The organism is Lutibacter sp. TH_r2 (assembly GCF_033101135.1).
Classification (GTDB): Bacteria; Bacteroidota; Bacteroidia; order Flavobacteriales; family Flavobacteriaceae; genus Lutibacter.
This window is the reverse complement of record NZ_JAWMPV010000001.1, coordinates 103,097-121,408: the sequence shown is the minus strand read 5'-3', so window position 1 is coordinate 121,408 and position 18,312 is coordinate 103,097. Positions and strand designations below refer to the sequence as shown.

The 18,312-nt window shown below is 31.2% G+C and carries 13 protein-coding genes; 6 read left to right on the top strand and 7 right to left on the bottom strand.

Annotation, left to right across the window (positions count from 1 at the left end; genetic code table 11):
• The first annotated feature begins 417 nt into the window (after nucleotides 1-417).
• Both R3X25_RS00630 and R3X25_RS00625 read left to right on the top strand, forming a co-directional pair.
• A complete protein-coding gene (locus tag R3X25_RS00630) occupies nucleotides 418-1,095 on the top strand; it encodes a rhomboid family intramembrane serine protease (RefSeq protein ID WP_317670819.1) in 678 nt (225 codons plus the stop codon).
• Between the two features lie 73 nt (nucleotides 1,096-1,168).
• Nucleotides 1,169-1,864 (top strand): hypothetical protein, encoded by a 696-nt coding sequence (locus tag R3X25_RS00625; RefSeq protein WP_317670817.1) that lies wholly within the window; start codon nucleotides 1,169-1,171, stop codon nucleotides 1,862-1,864.
• Nucleotides 1,865-1,969: 105 nt separating this feature from the next.
• On the opposite strand, the gene rlmB is transcribed toward R3X25_RS00625, so the two are convergent.
• The 7 genes from rlmB to R3X25_RS00590 all read right to left on the bottom strand — a co-directional run bounded on the left by rlmB (nucleotide 1,970) and on the right by R3X25_RS00590 (nucleotide 14,708).
• Nucleotides 1,970-2,707 (bottom strand): 23S rRNA (guanosine(2251)-2'-O)-methyltransferase RlmB, encoded by a 738-nt coding sequence (gene rlmB, locus R3X25_RS00620; RefSeq protein WP_317670815.1) that lies wholly within the window; start codon nucleotides 2,705-2,707, stop codon nucleotides 1,970-1,972.
• Nucleotides 2,708-2,789: 82 nt separating this feature from the next.
• The gene (locus R3X25_RS00615; protein ID WP_317670813.1) at nucleotides 2,790-6,011 is read right to left on the bottom strand and encodes a PA domain-containing protein; all 3,222 of its coding nucleotides are present in this window, start codon (nucleotides 6,009-6,011) and stop codon (nucleotides 2,790-2,792) included.
• 195 nt (nucleotides 6,012-6,206) lie between these two features.
• The gene (locus R3X25_RS00610) at nucleotides 6,207-7,385 is read right to left on the bottom strand and encodes a hypothetical protein (protein WP_317670811.1); all 1,179 of its coding nucleotides are present in this window, start codon (nucleotides 7,383-7,385) and stop codon (nucleotides 6,207-6,209) included.
• 17 nt (nucleotides 7,386-7,402) lie between these two features.
• Complete coding sequence (locus R3X25_RS00605; RefSeq protein ID WP_317670809.1) at nucleotides 7,403-8,251, bottom strand: hypothetical protein; 849 nt, start codon at nucleotides 8,249-8,251, stop codon at nucleotides 7,403-7,405.
• Nucleotides 8,252-8,278: 27 nt separating this feature from the next.
• Nucleotides 8,279-9,700, bottom strand: coding sequence for a SusD/RagB family nutrient-binding outer membrane lipoprotein (locus tag R3X25_RS00600; RefSeq protein WP_317670807.1), 1,422 nt, complete (start codon nucleotides 9,698-9,700; stop codon nucleotides 8,279-8,281).
• 26 nt (nucleotides 9,701-9,726) lie between these two features.
• The gene (locus R3X25_RS00595) at nucleotides 9,727-12,858 is read right to left on the bottom strand and encodes a SusC/RagA family TonB-linked outer membrane protein (protein ID WP_317670804.1); all 3,132 of its coding nucleotides are present in this window, start codon (nucleotides 12,856-12,858) and stop codon (nucleotides 9,727-9,729) included.
• Nucleotides 12,859-13,037: 179 nt separating this feature from the next.
• Nucleotides 13,038-14,708, bottom strand: coding sequence for a ShlB/FhaC/HecB family hemolysin secretion/activation protein (locus R3X25_RS00590; protein WP_317670802.1), 1,671 nt, complete (start codon nucleotides 14,706-14,708; stop codon nucleotides 13,038-13,040).
• Nucleotides 14,709-14,863: 155 nt separating this feature from the next.
• Between R3X25_RS00590 and rpsL the strand changes: the two genes are divergently transcribed.
• Genes rpsL through rpsJ form a run of 4 tightly spaced genes read left to right on the top strand, consistent with a single transcriptional unit; the run spans nucleotide 14,864 to nucleotide 18,189 of the window.
• On the top strand, nucleotides 14,864-15,238 hold the full coding sequence (gene rpsL, locus R3X25_RS00585) for a 30S ribosomal protein S12 (protein WP_068206887.1): 375 nt from the start codon (nucleotides 14,864-14,866) through the stop codon (nucleotides 15,236-15,238).
• Between the two features lie 23 nt (nucleotides 15,239-15,261).
• Nucleotides 15,262-15,738, top strand: coding sequence for a 30S ribosomal protein S7 (gene rpsG / locus R3X25_RS00580; RefSeq protein ID WP_317670798.1), 477 nt, complete (start codon nucleotides 15,262-15,264; stop codon nucleotides 15,736-15,738).
• A gap of 10 nt (nucleotides 15,739-15,748) precedes the next feature.
• Nucleotides 15,749-17,866: an elongation factor G gene (fusA, locus tag R3X25_RS00575; protein ID WP_317670796.1), complete on the top strand. Its 2,118-nt coding sequence runs from the start codon at nucleotides 15,749-15,751 to the stop codon at nucleotides 17,864-17,866.
• A 17-nt stretch (nucleotides 17,867-17,883) separates the two neighbouring features.
• Nucleotides 17,884-18,189: a 30S ribosomal protein S10 gene (rpsJ, locus tag R3X25_RS00570; RefSeq protein ID WP_070237956.1), complete on the top strand. Its 306-nt coding sequence runs from the start codon at nucleotides 17,884-17,886 to the stop codon at nucleotides 18,187-18,189.
• Nucleotides 18,190-18,312 lie beyond the last annotated feature (123 nt).

Here is an 18,312-nt window from a genome sequence, read left to right as displayed (position 1 = left end):
AGCAGAGTCTAAATCCAAAAAAAGGATACCACTGCTATCCCTAACGCAAAAAAATCAATAGCAATGTTGTTTTAATTTTAATAGTGCTATTACATTTTAAATTTAAGTATAATACTACGTGTCAATAGTTGCCCGACAAAAATAAAAAGTCGCCCGACTTTTAAAATTAGTCGCCCGGTTTTTTAAAGGTTTAAAAATAACTACGTTTTGCTAAAAACTAAAACTAAATACCCTAAAACGTCAGTTCAAGTATTTTCATCCATTTCATTAAAAAAAATAACACTTTTAGATTAGCATTTGAGAATTTCACATATTAAATACTATATAGAACTCAAGTTAAACTAATAACTTCCTACTCACTACTTATTACTTCCTACTTACTACTAATAACTCACAACTCTTTATTATATTTATCACGTGGAAGAAAAACAATTTAAATACAGTACAAAAGCACTTTTAATTCCTTTTATATGTGTTTTTTTATGTTGGTTTGTATATTGGATAGAATATTATTTTAAAACAAGTTTTAATTCATATGGCTTGTATCCCCAAACTATTAAAGGTTTACGAGGAATATTATTTTCTCCATTTATACACGCAGACACAAAACACTTATTCAACAACTCGGTGCCTTTATTTGTTATGATATGGGCTTTATTTTATTTCTATAAAAAAATAGCCTATAAAGTTTTAATTTACGGAACGCTTTTAACCGGATTGTTAACCTGGACATTTGCTCGTCCATCGTATCATATCGGCGCAAGTGGAGTTGTTTATTTATTGGTAAGTTTTTTATTTTTTAGCGGAATGTTTAGAAAGTACTATCGTTTAGTAGCACTTTCTTTAGCTATTGTATTTTTATATGGAAGTATGATATGGTATATTTTTCCTGTTGAAGATAAAATATCATGGGAAGGTCATTTATCAGGTTTTGTAATAGGTTTTATTTTTGCGTTTATATCCAGAAAGTTAGGTCCGCAACCTGAAAAATATGAGTTTACTAAAAACGAAGCATTTGATAAATTATTTGATGAAGATGGTAATTTTAATCCACCAGTTGAAGAAGAAATAACAGATGAAGTACACGTTAATTAATTGTGAAAAAATTAGTGTTGAAGTTTTACTTTCAACAAAATTTGTATATTTAGATTAAATTTATAAAAAAATTATGAAGTATATTTTAGGATTGGTGTTTGTTTTTTTCTCTGTAGTAATGGTAGCCCAAGAAAATTTAGCTTATAGAGGTGAATTTATTAGAAAGGCAATTATCAAAGAAAACCTTAATGTTGTAGGTAAAGATTATATTTATAATGAATATAATAAAGGAATGTTAGTGTTACATGATAGTATTTTTTCTAAACAAGATTATTTAAAATACGATATTTATAATGATAGAGTTTTAATTAAATATGATTTAAATAGCAATGATGTACTTGAAATTTCAGATAATTCACTTACAGCTTTTTCTATTTTTGAAATTGGTAACAATTTAAAACATGATTTTGTTAGACTTTTTGGAAGTAGTTTTGAAGATGGAGTAGGAGAAGGTTTCTATGAAATTGTTTACAATCTTCAAAACACTAATTATTTTATCAAGAAAAATGCTAAAATAATATTTGATCCAAATAGAAGTAAAGGAAGTCAAACTGAAAACAATTTACCTCGTGAGTTTAAAGATAAAAACACGTATTACATAAAAAATAATGAGGGTTTATATGCTAAAGTACTATTAAAGAAAAAAAGTATTCTTAAAGTTTTAAATAAACATCCAAAATTAGTTAGTTCGTTTATTAAGGGTAAAAAAATAAACTTTAGAAAAGAAAGTGATGTTATAAAACTAGTAAATTACTACAAATCACTTTAAATTAATTTGAAATATTAAAAATTATAAAAACAGTATAATACTAAAAAAATAGTGCGTAACTTTTATAAAAGTTGCGCACTATTTTTAGTTTATTACTTATTAAATTTATAAGCGTTGTCTAGTAGCTTCATATAAAAAAGCACCACAAGCAACAGATACATTTAAAGATTCAATTTCACCTAATAAAGGTAATTTAGCTTTTTCATTTACCATTTTTAAAACAGAAGGATTTACACCTCTATCTTCCGATCCCATAATAATAGCAATAGGCTTTGTAAAATTAATATTGTAAACGCTATTTTCAGTTTTTTCAGTAGCTGCTACCGTTTGTATATCCGCAGCTCCAAATTGAAACAACGCATCTTTAATATGGTCAACTTTACAAATTGGAACCTTAAAAGCTGCACCAGCACTTGTTTTAATAGTTTCAGAATTTACTGGAGCACTACCTTGTTTAGAAATTACAATTGCATTTACTCCTGTACATTCTGCAGTTCTAATAATGGCACCAAAATTTCTAACATCCGAAATACCATCTAAAATAAGAAAAAGGGGAGAAGTATCACTAGTTAAACTTTCAGAAATTAGAGTGTCTAAATCTGCAAACTCTATAGGAGAAATTTCAGCAACAACACCTTGGTGGTTGTTGTTTTTAGACAATCTGTTTAATTTTTCAACAGGAACATAACTTTTAGAAATATTGTGTTTAGCTAACAGTGTGTTTAATTCAGAAAATAATTGACCACTTAAACTTTTTTGTAAAAAAACCTTACTAATAGTTTTTCCAGAATTAATAGCTTCAATAACAGCTCTAATTCCAAATATTTTTGATTGTTGTTCCATGCTGCAAATGTAGTTCAATTAGTGGAATAAAAAAACCACCTTTTTAAAGGTGGTTTTTAAGCTTTTAAATAACAAGTTTTAGTTATTTAATAATAATTTTTTGTGTTTTTGTAGCACTATCACTAGTATTAAATCTTACAAAATAAATACCTGATGATAGGTTTAAATTTAACAATTTTGATTTAGCAGTTAAGTCTAGTTTATCTGTATAAACAATTTGACCACTAACATTGTAAATATTTAAATTTAAATCGCTGTATTGTAATGTAGATTTAACGGTTAGTTCACCTTCAGTTACTGTTGGGTAAATTGAAATTCCATCTAAATAATTATAATCATCAACACTTGCAGTTACTTCTTCTGCTGTAAGTTGTCCAGAAAATATACCTCTACCATAGGTAGCAGCAAAAACTACATTATCATCTCTTAAATCTAAATCTAATACTTTAACATTGCTCATTCCATTGTTAGCTTGTTTCCAATTAGGGCTAGCATCAGAAAAATTACCAGTATACCATACTCCTAATTCAGTACCTATCATTACTTGTTCCAGATTTAATGGATTTTGTAAAATAGTTTTAACAGGTAAGTCTGGTAAATCACCTTCTTTATTTTGCCAAGTAGCTCCACCATCATTTGTATACCAAATACTTACAACACTATAGTTATGCATAGTTACAAAAATTTCATCTATACTTTGACCAAATTCTACATCAGAAATACTACCAACTAATTGGTTACCATCCAATGCTGTCCATTCTGCAGTTTGTACAAAAATACTAGTACTTGGCTCAACTAGTAATACATCACCCAAAGCAGTACCTACTAATAATACTGAATCGTCACCAGAATATGGAGAAACAGTTAATGCAGTAGGCGAAGCAGTTAAAAGGTCGTCTGTTAAATCTGTATGAGATAACGTTAATGAAGATTTAATTCCTGAATATTTTCTCACAATGCTTCCACCATCAGTTGAAGAGTAATTTGAATACAAAATATCATTTTCAGAATCTAAAGCTTGTGGGTTTATAAATGCTCCATTAGAAGAACTTTCATTATTAATTGTAACATTAATACCATCAAAATTGTATAAATTTATTCCGCTATTGTATACATAATTTCTAATAAAATATCTGTCGGTTCCATCTTGGTCAAAGAAAGTATACGCACCATCTCCACCATAAGCTTCTTCAGAATCATTAATTATATCTGTTGTTGCTTCTTCAAATAATTGTGTACCATTATCTTGTAGTCCACCTGCAAAATAGTCTCCTGTATAAGGAGCAGTAGGTCCAACACCAACTGTATAGAATTGAGAGGTATTATAACCTTTATTTCTTTCAGAAATTACAGTTCCAGAATTTGAAGAATAATAAACACCTCCATCGTTACCATAAACTTGCTTTGTAGTCTCTGTATTTCCAAACGCTAACCCATGTTGATCTGCGTGCACATATTGTTCTCCAAAACCACCATACCAATGTGAAATTTGATTCCAGCTTGCTCCACTATCTGTACTTTTAAATAAATCAATACCTCCAGTATACACAACTGTATCATCTGCAGGATCAACTTCTAGCATTAAATCATAAAAAGCTTGTCCTCTTGTAAAATCATCAGCATCAATACTTGTATCGGCATCATTTGGAAGCGCTAATTCTGTTGTTTGGAAAGTGTTTACAAACGCATCTGTTGTTTTTTTCAATATTACTGAACCTCCAGAAGAAAGTTCGGCAAGGATGTATATTTTACCAGCATCGGTAGGAGAAACCGCAATTTGAGTTCTTGCTCCATTTGTTATTGCATGTTTTTCTGTAAAAGTTACACCATTATCAGTAGATGAGAATATTTTTCCACCACCATCACCATATAGGCTACTGTTTTTTGTACTCATCCAAATAGTACCATCTGCACTTATTTCAATATCGTTAGGGCAATGTTCATGACCTTCTTCAGTTTCAGGTACATCTAATAAAGACCAATTTGCACCTCCATCAACCGATTTATACAATCCATAAGATAAACCACCCATAGTTGTTGTAGCATTTGAATCTCCATAAAAACCATCAGATGCTGCTACATAAATTTCAGAAGTACCACCATTATTTTTTATTTTTATATCATTAATATGTTGTACACCAGGTACCACTAAAGCAGTAAAATCTCCTTCTGAAGGATTTAAAGATGCATTTACTGTATCTCCATTTAATATAGCTGCTTCAATTATATCACCATCTTCTTTTGAAATCATTACTGATGGAATTTCTATAGTGGTATCATCTCCTCCCATTGGAACAGGTTCTCCACTTACATTGTTCATCATAATAACTCCTAAAGCTCCTGCATTCTCAGCATTTTTAACTTTATCGTCAAAATTACATTCACCTCTTCTTATCAGTGCAATTTTACCAGTAGCATCACCTCCAAAAGATGAACAACCTTCAGTTGGTTCTCCTGAAGAATCATTTGCTAAAATTAAATCTGCAGTAATTACTTCAGTTATTTCGGTTCCAAATGCAGTTGTAGGAAAAGATTGATAATCAGTTGCTACTGAACTTGGTGAATTTACGGTAATGTTAGATGCAGAAACAAAGTAACTAGTTCCAGAAATACCTCCAAATACATTTGTCCAAGTTGCACCAGCATCTGAAGATTTCCACAATCCATTTCCATTTACATCACCACCAACATAAGATTCTCCAGTACCAACATAAAAAGTATTAGAATCGTTTGGATCAACGGCAATACTAGATACTGTTAAATTTTCGTCAATACCAACTCTTACCCAAGTAGAATTTTCATTAGAAATATTTGTGTTTTTCCATAAACCACCACTTACACCACCTGCAAACACTGTTTCATCGGTTGGATCATTTGGATCAAAAAGTAAGGCTCTTGTACGTCCACCCACATTATTAGGTCCACGTTCTACCCACATATTATCCATTGCATCTCCAGGAGTTCTACTTGCAATATTAATATTAGATTTTGATTTTTGTTTGTTAAGTTCTGCTTGTAATTCTAAAACTTTTGATGGATTTGGCTTTCCTGTAGCCGGATCCATAGTTAACTCCCACATTTGTTCAAAATATTTGTTTGGAGGTAAACCATGTGCAATTCTTTCTTTTTTTGAATATCCCATTTGCTCTTTAAATGGAGAATTTTCAAGATGTTTTTTGTGAAGTTCTTTTATAGCTGAAACAGGTGATGTATTTGAAGAATCGTTTCTTAAGGAATTAGAAACAAAATAACCTCCAGCAACAATAACTGCTATTGCTATAAAAAGTGTAATTGTTTTTTTCATTTTTAATTATTTTTATATTTATAATACTTTTTTAGAATCTTAACTAATTATGTGAAATTTAACAATTTAAATAATAAAGTCCTAACAATTAGTATTTAAAATATTTTCATTTTTTATTAAAGTATTTTTTTGATTAAAAAAGCCATCAGTTTTAACTGATGGCTTTTATTAAAATTTATGACTTAATTTTTAAAATTAAGGACAAACATTTGTAGAATCATACAATGTACCTTCTGGAATATTTACACCATCAAATGCAGTTCCCCAAGATAGTACAGTACCATCAGGTTGAACAACACCTAAATTATGTTCTCCTTCATAATCACCAGATGTGTAGCTAATGCTAAATTCAGCACCAGCAGGAACTTGTATATATTCTTCTAGAATATCAGCTGTAGGAGAATAATCTGTAGAAACACCATTAAGTGTTACTGTTATGTAGGCTCCATCCCAACCGTCACCCCAAGAATCATATAGGAAAAAGTACCATTCACCTTCAGCATCTAAAAGAGGTTGTGATTCACCAATAGAAGTAATTGTATAAGAATCTCCTGTTTTTACAAGTTCAGCAAGTACAAAATAAGCTGCAGAACATTGAGTTGAATTATTTAGTGCAGCAGCGTACTCATACGTCATTCCGTTTATAGTACCAGCTTGGTTGATCTCCATTGTTAAATCTAAATCTCTAAAGATTGTTTCATTAGCAGCATAAAAATCAGCTACTATATAATACGTACCATCTGCAGTTGAAGCATCTAAAACTAAAGTTTCAAAACTTCCACCATCAGCTTGAGCAATATCACCAGCATTGTCTGGAGTAGAAGAAACTAATAATCTTAAATCAGCAAAATCTGTAGCGCTTATTTCTTCACCAGCGTCATCAGTTACAATAGACATATCCCAAGCTAAATCTACCACTAAATCACCATCTGTGTAATTAAGTATTGTAAATTCAGTAGTAACAGGTGTTAACGCTGCGTTAGAAGTTGTTTCAGTACCAACTTGAATTTGTAATGTTTCTGTATCTTCAATTAAATCATCAGCTAAAATTTTGATTGAACCACTTGCAGAAGTATAACCTGCAGGTATAGAAATCAAATCAGTCATTTCATAATCATCAGAATTAGCAGTACCTCCAATTTGAACAACATGTAATTTAACATCAACTACTTGTGTTTCGCTCAAAGTAACGGTATACGTATATTCTGAATCATCTTCAATTAAAGTTGGATTTGTGAAATCCAAATCAATTGCTAATGAAGGAGACGAAGGAGAAGTTACACTAAACCCAGTTTGCTCATTTTCATCACAACTAAATATGATAGCACTCAAAGCAAAAAGCATTAAGAACTTTTTAATAATATTTATTTTCATCTTTTTTAAGTTTTAAATTATTTTTTGGTATAAGTTCCTACACAAGTTACATCTCCACTTGAAAAACTAACCGTATAAAATATTTTTAAATCACCAGTAGCACCATCTACATAACCAGCTTCTGTATTAAATACATCGTTACTGTAGTACCCTTGTGCTAAATCTTGATCTGGCACGTTTAATTGACCACATACATCAGAAAAGTTAAACCCTTGATCTGGCGCAATAGATCCAACTGACCAAGCGTAGATAGATGTTGTTTTATAGTATCCAGGACTTACTTCAGTAATTTCTTCATTTGGAAAGTTAATAACATAACCATTACTAGATACCATAGTTAAATCGTAAGTACCAGCTAAATCAGAAGAACAGCTTACAGTAATACTGTAAGAACCATCATTTGGTCCAGCATATATTACAGATCCATCAGATTTAGTCATTTTAGTTTTAAAAGTTATAACATCTCCAATTCTTAAGTCGTCAGCAGTAATTCCTAAACCATCAATATAGTCATCTACAGTAGTATAAACTAAAGAGATAGGTAAAGTTGAAGAAGTTGCAACACTTGCTTCAGTTCCACCATTTATAGACTTTACAATTTCATAGGTAGCAATGTCAGCTCCACCAGACATTAAAAGTACACCCAAATCTAATTCAGAAGCAGCAAAAGAAATAGTAGCTGTTTCGAAATCTGTAGATGAAGGAACTCCTAAAAGTTTTCCTGTGGAATTTGAATTTACGGCAACTATAACACCACCTTCGGCAGCGGTGCCAGTCATCATGTCTTCGGTATTGAAATCTTCATTATCATTACAAGAAATGAATAATAAAGAAAACACTACGAATAGATTAAATATTTTTTTCATAATTATATGTTTTAATTAGTTATTAGCTTAATTCATCCACCAAACTGGTGTTGTTAATTCATCGGCACCTTGAGCGGCAACTGCAGCATCATAATTAGCTTTGTTAATAGATGACTCTGTAGTTGGATAATTATATCTAGATGGAATCTCATTTAAGTCTGCTTCAAATGCAGGGCTTAATACAGGGTAACCTGTTCTTCTCCATTCTGTCCAAGATTCAACTCCTTGTGCAAATAATGCAATCCAATTTTGCTCTGCAATTTGTTGTAATGCAGTTGCTGTGTTAGATTGTAAAAATTGACCAGAAATGTATGCACTTCCATCAACTCCGTTGAAATCCATAGAAGCAGTAATACCTTCTATAAAATAATCGTTTGCAGTTCCAGAAATATACCCTTTAGTTGCAGCTTCAGCCATTAAAAATTTTAATTCTGCATTTGATACAAAATAACCTGGTAATTGAGGACGTAAATAAAACTCACCTAAAGCAGATACATTAGTATAGTTATAATCATCATTTGGTACATCTGTATATCCTGAAGGTTTTCCTCTATAGATATCAGCATCATTTAATGCTGCATAAACTTCTAATCTAGGGTCACTAGTTGATGCTAACATGTCTACTAAAACAGAATTAACTTTCCATTCACCTCTAGTACCATACACAATAGTTTCATATAATGGATTAGCGCTTGGGTCTTCGTCTAAATAAACTAATTTGGCTTCATCATCATTACTAGCAAATAAATTACCAGAATCTACTAAAGCTTGTAAAGCTGAAGAAACATTCATTTTTCCAGAAACTCTCATTAAAGCTCTGAATTTTAATGAAGCAGCAAATTTTTTCCATTTCGTTGCATCTCCACCATAAACAACATCATTTGTTTCATCGATAGATCCACCAGTTCCAATTAAAGAAATTGCTTTGTCTAACATTGAGAAAATTCCACTGTAAACTACATCTTGTGTGTCATAAGCAGGAGCAATGTTTCCTTCATCAGCTGTAATAGCTTCAGTAAAAGGTATTGAACCATAACAATCTGTTAAAAAAGCATATCCATATGCTTGTAAAGTTAAAGCAACTCCCATCATGGTATTGTTACCTTCAGATTCTGCAATATTATACATAGCGTCTGCATCTGATATAACAATTGCATAATAATCATCCCAAACAGCCGTAATAACACTTTGTCTTGGTATATATCTTGCTTCATCGTTATATTGCACTTTGGCAAATTGTTGAGACCAACAAGCTCCCATATCTCCACCAGTAAAAGTGCTATAAGATCTGTTTTGTGCAGCTCTAGCAATACCTGGTATTAACAAACTAGAAGGCACCGTGGTAGGATTGTTCGGGTCTGTATTTATTTCTTCAAAATCATTATCGCAACTAACAGTAGTCACCAATAAGCTCAAGAAGAGAATAGTTATAATTTTAAATCGTTTCATATTCTAATATTTTATAATTATTTTAGTTATAGTTTTAATTGGATGTTAAAACCGATACTTCTTGCTGATGGTAATTGTCCAAATTCTTGACCTTGTTCACCGTTATCATCACTAAATGAAGTTTCAGGATCAATATGTGGAGCATTTTTGTGTATAATAAGTAAGTTACGACCAACTAAAGAGAAATTAACATCAGTTAACATTGTTTTCTCAATAATTCTTTTAGGTAATTTATAAGATAACATAACTTGTCTTAATTTAACATATGAAGCGTCAAATACAGAACTTTCAACTATACTATTAGAATAAGCTCTTTTGTTATAATCTTCAGCAGTTCTTACTACATTGTTTGCAACATATTCACCGTTAACTAACATAACACCATCACCAACAATACCAGTTTCTCTACCTAATAAAGTTTCTTCTAATACACCAGCGTATCTACCCCAAGAAGTTGTCATAGAATATATATCACCACCTATTTTAGCATCAATTAAAGTATTTAAGCTAAAGTTTTTGTAACTAAACATAAAATTAGCACCACCTGTCCAATCAGGAGCAATGTTACCTAGTACTTTAGTACCAGAAGCTATTGAAGGTAAACCGTTTTCATAGATAATATCACCACTAGGACTTCTGTCAAAGTAAGAACCTACAATGTCTCCATATGCATGTCCTTCTCTAGCTTCTAATGTCATTGACCATTGACCACCTAATACTAATGATTCTAAACCACCTAATGAAACTACTTCATTTGTGTTTTTTGCAAAGTTAAGGTCTAAATCAAATTTGAAATCTCCTTTATCTACAAGAGTAGCTCCTAATTGAAGTTCAACTCCTTTATTGTTCATTTCTCCAACATTTTGGATAGCACTAGAATAACCAGATGCAGCAGTTACTTGAACAGGAACAACTAAATCTGTACTTGTTTGATCATAGTAAGTAGCATTAAATCTAACTTTACTATTAAATAATCTAAGGTCTAAACCAAATTCAGTACCTGAAGTAGTTTCAGACTTAATATCAGGATTGTTTAATGTTCCTGGTAAATAAGCAACTGTATTTCCTCCCCATGTTTCAGTTGATAAAGCATATGTTGGTTCTAAACTATATGGGCTTAAAGCTCCAATACCACCAACTTCAGACCATCCACCTCTTACTTTTAAGAAGTTAACTACATCTGAATTAAAGTCTATCATATCTGATACCACAGCAGATGCAGTAACAGAAGGGTAGAAGAATGAGTTATTACTCATAGGTAATAAACTTGACCAGTCATTACGTCCAGAGAATTCTAGGAATAAGTAATTTTTGTAAGAGAACTTACCAAAACCAAATAAACTGTTAATTCTTTGTTCTGAAAATGAATTACTTAATACCCAGCTACTACCAGCAGCTAAATTACTAACGTTATATAAACCAGGTAATTGTAGGTTTGGAACACCAGTGTAAGCTAATTCAGATTTTCTACGCATAGAGTTTCCACCTGCGCTAATTTCAAAATCTATATCTTCAGTTATTTTTGTAGCGTAAGAAGCAATCAATTCAGTGTTTGTTTCAGTATATGTACGGTTTGTTTCACTATAATAACCGTTTGGTGCACTATTACTTCCAAATGCTTGTCTGTAATTTTGTCTAGAGTTCCAAAAGTTTGTACCAACTTTAGCGCTAATATTAATTTTATCGCTTAAAGCATAGTTAAGAGCGATGTTTCCAACAACTCTGTCTTTAGCATACTCTCTTGTGTTTGTGTCTAACACCCAGAAAGGGTTATTTTGAAACACTGTATTCCAGTTTAAAGGTGTACCTTCAGCAGCAGTACCTTCAGCAGCTAATGGTAAATTTTCCCAATCTCTTAAAGCTGCAAAATCAACGTTTCTACCAGACCAAATCATTTGTTGAACTGGATTTTCGTTGTTATATCCTTGAGTTACAAAGTTATCACTTTTAGAACGTGTGTAGTTAACATCAAAAGAAGCTGTTAATTTATCTGCCATAGTATATGTAGAAGAAGCTCCAATAGAGTAACGTTTTAAATCTGTATTTGGTACCATACCAGTTTGATCCATATGACCAATTGATAAACGGTAACCCATATCTTCAGATCCACCTGTAAATGAGATACTGTTGTTTAATGTAATACCAGTATCATAAAAATCTTTGATATTGTCAGGTTGAGAAACCCATGGTAATGGAGCACCATCAACAGTGTATGAGTTCCATTGTACAAATTCTAAACCAACATCTAATGGAGGTCCCCAACTTTCATCAACTCCACCATCACCTGTAGAACCATCTATCCATTCAAAGTAGTAAGGATTAGAACCTTGTCCGTAAGAATTTTGAAAATCAGGTAATAATAAAGGGTCTTCCATACTTATAGTACTGTTATAAGTAATACCTAAACCTTGTCCTTTTCTACCTGTTTTAGTTTTAATTTGAATTACACCATTTGCAGCTCTTACACCATAAAGTGCAGCAGCAGCAGGTCCTTTTAAAACAGAAATAGATTCAATATCATCAGCGTTAATATCTGAAATACCATTTGGTAAATCAGCTCCACCACCATCTGAAGAGTTACCGTAGTTTCCACTTTCTAATGGAACTCCGTTCACAACATATAATGGTTGGTTATTACCAGTAATAGATGCCGCACCCCTTAAAACAACACGAGAAGAAGAACCAACGGCTCCAGAACTATTTGTAATTTGAACCCCAGCAACTTTACCGGAAAGTGAATTTACAATGTTACTTTCACGAGCAGCAGTCATTTCTTCACCACCAACTTGCTGTACAGCAAAAGTTGCAGATCTTTTTTCAACTTTTCTACCAAAACCAGTAACTACAACTTCCTCAAGTGCTTCAGCACTTTCAGTCATTGTAACGTTAATGACATTAGATGAACCAACAGTTTTTTGAGCTGTGTTCATACCAATAAAGCTATATAGAAGAACATCTCCTGTTTTAGCTTTGATAGTATAGTTTCCATCAAAATCAGATTGAGTACCTGTATTAGTACCTTTAATTATAACTGTTACTCCAGGCAGTGGCCCACTTGCATCGGCTACCTTACCCGTAACAGTTTTTTCTTGTGCATACGATATATGCACTAGTAACGCTAGAAATAACGTTAAAAAAACATTTAACTTTGTTTTCATTTGTATAATTATTTGAATTAATCAGGTCAAAAATCATAATAAAATGTTAATAATCCAAACTAAATACCGATAAAATGCTAAAATATGTTAAAAAATGTTCGTAATTAGCTGTTGAATGTGTTATATTGATGATTATAATTTAAAATTAAGACAAAGTTAATTTAACATTGTAGTCAAACTTAAAATAGATAGGAGATTTTAATTAAAATTTTTGAAGTTTTAAATTTTATTGGGATATTTTCATACTTACCAAGCGCATAACCAATATTAAATATACTTGATTTTGTTGTAAAGTTATAGCCTAAACCTAGACCAAATAAATTAGAAGTGGAATTTTCAATTTCGTTATCTATAAATCCTATATCTATAAAAGAATATAAATAAGAATTGTTATTAGTTAAGTGTTGATATTCTATAGAATTGGTTGAGTATTTAGTAGTTAAAATACTTTCTTCGTCAAAACCTCTTAATGAATTAAAACCTCCTATTTGGAATTGTTCATTTTCAAAAGTAGTATCTGTTACCAAATACGCATTATCCGATTTAAAATATAAAAAGTTTTTTTTGTTTAATTTTTGAAGATAGTTGAAATTTAAGGAGTATAACTGCTGATCATTATTTGATAAATCTTTTCTTTTCCCAACAATTGCTTTTGACTCAAATGATAACTTTGTATTTTGTAAATGATTATTCTCAAAAAGTTGATAGGTAAATGAAGCGCCATAAAGTGTTTTGGAATAATTATTTATTAGTGGGTTGTTATTTTCATTTGTAATGTTAGATTTCTCTATGTTTATAACGGAACTAATAATTACATTGTTTTTAAGATGATATCCTAAATTTATTTCTGTAGTTGAATTTACATAGGTAGAATCTTTTCTTATTAATTCAAATTCACTTTTAAAATTAAAATTAGTATTAAATATATAAGGTGTGTTGTAATTAATGTTAAGTGTTTTTTGTTGAGTGTTTCCAATCCAGTTAAGTGATATTTCTTCAGCACGATTAAAAACATTTGAAAGTTGTAAATTAAGATATCCATTTAATTGTAATTTATCTTCATTTTCATTTGAGAAACTTATCAAACCATCAAATTTACTGTTAGATTTTTTTTTCAAATAAATATAAACTTGTGTAGAATCTTTAGAGAAAAGTACTTCAGGATCTTTAATTGCATTAAAATACTTCGATTCATCTATTCTTTTTTTGAAGGATTTTAGAGACGCTATATTAAAAGATGAATTATTTTGAATATTTAAAAATTTTCTTAATTTTTTTATTGGAAACTCATCATAGCCATAAGTTACTATGTTATTAATACTTCTTTTATTCTCAATATTGATATTTAGATTAGCATAAATTTCATTTTCAATTATTTCAAAATCATTTAATTTAATAGTTGTAAAAGTAAAACCTTCTTTTTCATATGTTGAAATAAGTTGATTTAATACTAATTCTGTTTTGTAGGTAGGAATTTTAAAAATAGAGTCAAAATATTTAATTGAAAGTGTATTCAAGAGTTTATTAACTAATGGTTCATTTTTATAGTGAATTTTTATAGAGTCAAATTTTCTTGTAAAATAAAAATCAGCAATTATTGTAGAGTCTTTTACGCTACTTTTGTAATAATTATCAAAATAACCTTTGAGAGTTAATAGTGTTGAAATAGAGTCACAACTTTTTAAAGCTTTATTTTTGGAGATAAACTTTTTATTTAAGTCAAAGGTTGCTAGTTCTACATTAAATATACTGTCTTTTGAAGTTAATTTTAATTCAAAATTTTGAGCACACATATATATATAAGGTGTAAAAAAAAGAAAAACTATTAAGTAATAGGATTTTTTGCTCAAAACCATCAATTTTTAAGTTTGTAAATGTACTATAAAAAAATGTTAGGAAAATATAATTTGGTAGGTGTTTGAATTACAATAAATTATTTGTACATTTGCGCACTCTTAAAAAAGAGCATTTAGAAAAATAAAAGTAATTATAACAAAAATTTAGTATGCCAACAATTTCGCAATTAGTACGAAAAGGAAGAACCAAAATAACTAAGAAGAGTAAATCGGCTGCTTTAAATTCTTGTCCTCAACGTAGAGGTGTATGTACTCGTGTATACACAACTACACCAAAAAAACCTAATTCAGCAATGCGTAAAGTTGCAAGGGTAAGGTTAACAAATGGAAATGAAGTGAATGCTTACATTCCAGGTGAAGGACACAATTTACAAGAGCACTCGATAGTATTAGTTAGAGGTGGAAGGGTTAAAGATTTACCAGGTGTTAGATACCACATTGTACGTGGAGCATTAGACACAGCCGGTGTTGACGGAAGAACTCAACGTCGTTCAAAATATGGTACAAAAGCCCCAAAGAAGTAATTTAAAAACTTTAATGTAAAGACATGAGAAAAAGAAGAGCGAAAAAAAGAGTGCTTTTACCGGATCCAAAATTTAACGATCAGTTAGTAACGCGTTTTGTGAATAACTTAATGTGGGATGGTAAAAAATCTGTAGCTTTTAAAGTATTCTACGATGCGTTAGAAATTGTAGAGGAAAAGAAACAAGATGAAGAAAAATCAGCTTTAGAAATATGGAAAGAAGCTTTAACTAACGTTATGCCTCACGTAGAAGTGCGTAGTAGAAGAGTTGGAGGAGCAACATTCCAAATTCCAATGCAAATTAGACCAGACCGTAAAGTGTCACAAGCTATTAAGTGGTTAATTAGTTTTTCTAGAAAAAGAAATGAAAAATCTATGGCTCAACGTTTAGCTGCTGAAGTATTAGCTGCTTCTAAAGAAGAAGGTGCTGCAGTTAAGAAAAGAGTTGACGTTCATAAAATGGCTGATGCAAATAAAGCATTCTCTCACCTTAGATTTTAATAATTAGAAAATGGCAAGAGATTTAAAATATACAAGAAATATTGGAATTGCAGCTCATATTGATGCGGGTAAAACTACATGTACAGAGCGTATTCTATATTATACGGGAGTTTCACATAAAATTGGTGAAGTACATGATGGTGCTGCAACAATGGACTGGATGGAGCAAGAGCAAGAAAGAGGTATTACAATTACTTCTGCAGCTACTACATGTGAGTGGCAGTTTCCAACTGAAAATGGAATACCTACTAAAGAGGCTAAAGGTTATCACTTTAATATTATCGATACTCCAGGTCACGTTGACTTTACAGTTGAGGTGAATCGTTCATTAAGAGTATTAGATGGTTTAGTGTTTTTATTTAGTGCTGTTGATGGTGTTGAGCCTCAATCAGAAACTAACTGGAGATTAGCAGATAACTATAAAGTTCCTAGAATTGGGTTTGTAAATAAAATGGACCGTCAAGGAGCTAACTTTTTAGCTGTTTGTCAACAAGTAAAAGAAATGTTAGGATCTAATGCAGTTCCTATCGTTATGAATATTGGTGACGAAGACAACTTTAAAGGAGTGGTTGATTTAGTGAAAAACCGTGCTATTGTTTGGCATGATCATACACAAGGGTCAACTTTTGATGTTATTGATATTCCTGAAGAATTAAAAGAAGAAGCTCACGAATTACGTGGTAAACTTATTGAAGAAGTTGCTGCTTATGATGAGGCTCTTTTAGAAAAATATATGGAAGATGAAGATTCTATTACTGAAGAAGAAGTGCATGCTGCGCTTCGTGCTGCTGTAATGGATATGTCAATTATTCCTATGGTTTGTGGTTCAGCTTTTAAAAATAAAGGTGTTCAATTTTTATTAGATGCTGTTTGTAGATACTTACCAGCACCAATTGATAAAGAAGGTGTTGTAGGAATTAATCCAAATACAGAAGCTGAAGAATTACGTAAACCAGATGTAAAAGAACCATTTGCTGCATTAGCATTTAAAATTGCTACAGATCCTTATGTGGGTCGTTTAGCTTTCTTTAGAGCTTATTCAGGGCGTTTAGATGCAGGTTCATACATTTACAATAGTCGTTCTGGTAAAAAAGAACGTATTTCAAGAATTTACCAAATGCACTCTAATAAACAAAATGCTATCGATTATATAGAAGCTGGAGATATTGGTGCAGGTGTTGGATTTAAAGATATTAAAACAGGAGATACAATGTGTGATGAAAAACACCCTATTGTATTAGAATCTATGGATTTTCCTGATCCAGTAATTGGTATTGCAGTTGAGCCAAAAACAAAAGCAGATGTAGATAAATTAGGAATGGCTTTAAGTAAATTAGCTGAAGAAGATCCTACATTTACTGTTAAAACAGATGAAGCTTCAGGTCAAACAATTATTTCAGGAATGGGTGAGTTACACTTAGAAATTATTGTAGATCGTTTAAAACGTGAATTTAAAGTTGAAGTAAACGAAGGTCAACCACAAGTTGAATACAAAGAAGCGTTTACTCAAAAAGCAGATCACAGAGAGGTTTATAAAAAGCAATCAGGTGGACGTGGTAAATTTGCCGATATTAAATTTATTATAGAGCCTGCTGATGAAGGTGAAACTGGTTTAACCTTTGTTAATACCATTAAAGGTGGTAATGTACCTAAAGAATTTGTTCCTTCTGTAGAAAAAGGTTTCAAAATGGCTATGAAAAATGGTCCTTTAGCTGGTTACGAAATGGATAGTTTAAAAGTAACTTTATATGATGGTTCATTCCACGCAGTGGATTCAGATCAACTATCATTTGAGTTAGCTGCTAAATTAGGTTATAAAGCTGCTTCAAAAGCCGCAAAAGCTGTAATTCTTGAACCAATTATGAAAATTGCTGTAGTAACACCTGAAGAAAACATGGGTGATATTGTTGGTGATTTAAATAGAAGAAGAGGTCAAGTAAACGCAATGGATGATAGATCAGGAGCAAAAGTTGTTAAAGCTACCGTTCCTTTATCAGAAATGTTTGGATATGTAACAACGTTGAGAACTTTATCTTCTGGTAGGGCATCATCATCAATGGAGTTTTCACATTACGAACAATGTCCAAGCAATATTGCAGAAGAAGTAATCGCTAACGCAAAAGGTTAATCTCTAAATTATAAACTATGAGTCAAAAAATTAGAATAAAATTAAAATCATACGATTACAATTTAGTAGATAAATCTGCTGAAAAAATCGTAAAAACAGTAAAGAATACTGGAGCGGTTGTGAATGGACCAATTCCATTACCAACTCATAAAAAGATTTTTACAGTATTACGTTCACCACACGTAAATAAAAAATCACGTGAACAATTTCAATTAAGTTCTTATAAAAGATTATTAGACATTTATAGCTCTTCATCAAAGACTATTGATGCGTTAATGAAATTAGAACTTCCAAGTGGAGTTGAAGTAGAAATTAAAGTTTAATTTCTAAACCAAACAAAAAGTTTGGTACATGTCCCAAGCAGTTGTCGAGGGAAAAACGGAAAAAAAATACATCAGGGTTGAAGTGTTTTTGACCCTGTTTGTTTTTAAATAAATAGAATATTA

Bases quoted from the DNA above. Each gene is read 5' to 3' on its own strand.
- rpsJ (WP_070237956.1), top strand. From the start codon at position 17,884: ATGAGTCAAAAAATTAGAATAAAATTAAAATCATACGATTACAATTTA.
- R3X25_RS00610 (WP_317670811.1), bottom strand. From the start codon at position 7,385: ATGAAAATAAATATTATTAAAAAGTTCTTAATGCTTTTTGCTTTGAGT.
- R3X25_RS00615 (WP_317670813.1), bottom strand. From the start codon at position 6,011: ATGAAAAAAACAATTACACTTTTTATAGCAATAGCAGTTATTGTTGCT.
- rpsG (WP_317670798.1), top strand. From the start codon at position 15,262: ATGAGAAAAAGAAGAGCGAAAAAAAGAGTGCTTTTACCGGATCCAAAA.
- rpsL (WP_068206887.1), top strand. From the start codon at position 14,864: ATGCCAACAATTTCGCAATTAGTACGAAAAGGAAGAACCAAAATAACT.
- rlmB (WP_317670815.1), bottom strand. From the start codon at position 2,707: ATGGAACAACAATCAAAAATATTTGGAATTAGAGCTGTTATTGAAGCT.
- R3X25_RS00600 (WP_317670807.1), bottom strand. From the start codon at position 9,700: ATGAAACGATTTAAAATTATAACTATTCTCTTCTTGAGCTTATTGGTG.
- R3X25_RS00625 (WP_317670817.1), top strand. From the start codon at position 1,169: ATGAAGTATATTTTAGGATTGGTGTTTGTTTTTTTCTCTGTAGTAATG.
- fusA (WP_317670796.1), top strand. From the start codon at position 15,749: ATGGCAAGAGATTTAAAATATACAAGAAATATTGGAATTGCAGCTCAT.
- R3X25_RS00595 (WP_317670804.1), bottom strand. From the start codon at position 12,858: ATGAAAACAAAGTTAAATGTTTTTTTAACGTTATTTCTAGCGTTACTA.
- R3X25_RS00605 (WP_317670809.1), bottom strand. From the start codon at position 8,251: ATGAAAAAAATATTTAATCTATTCGTAGTGTTTTCTTTATTATTCATT.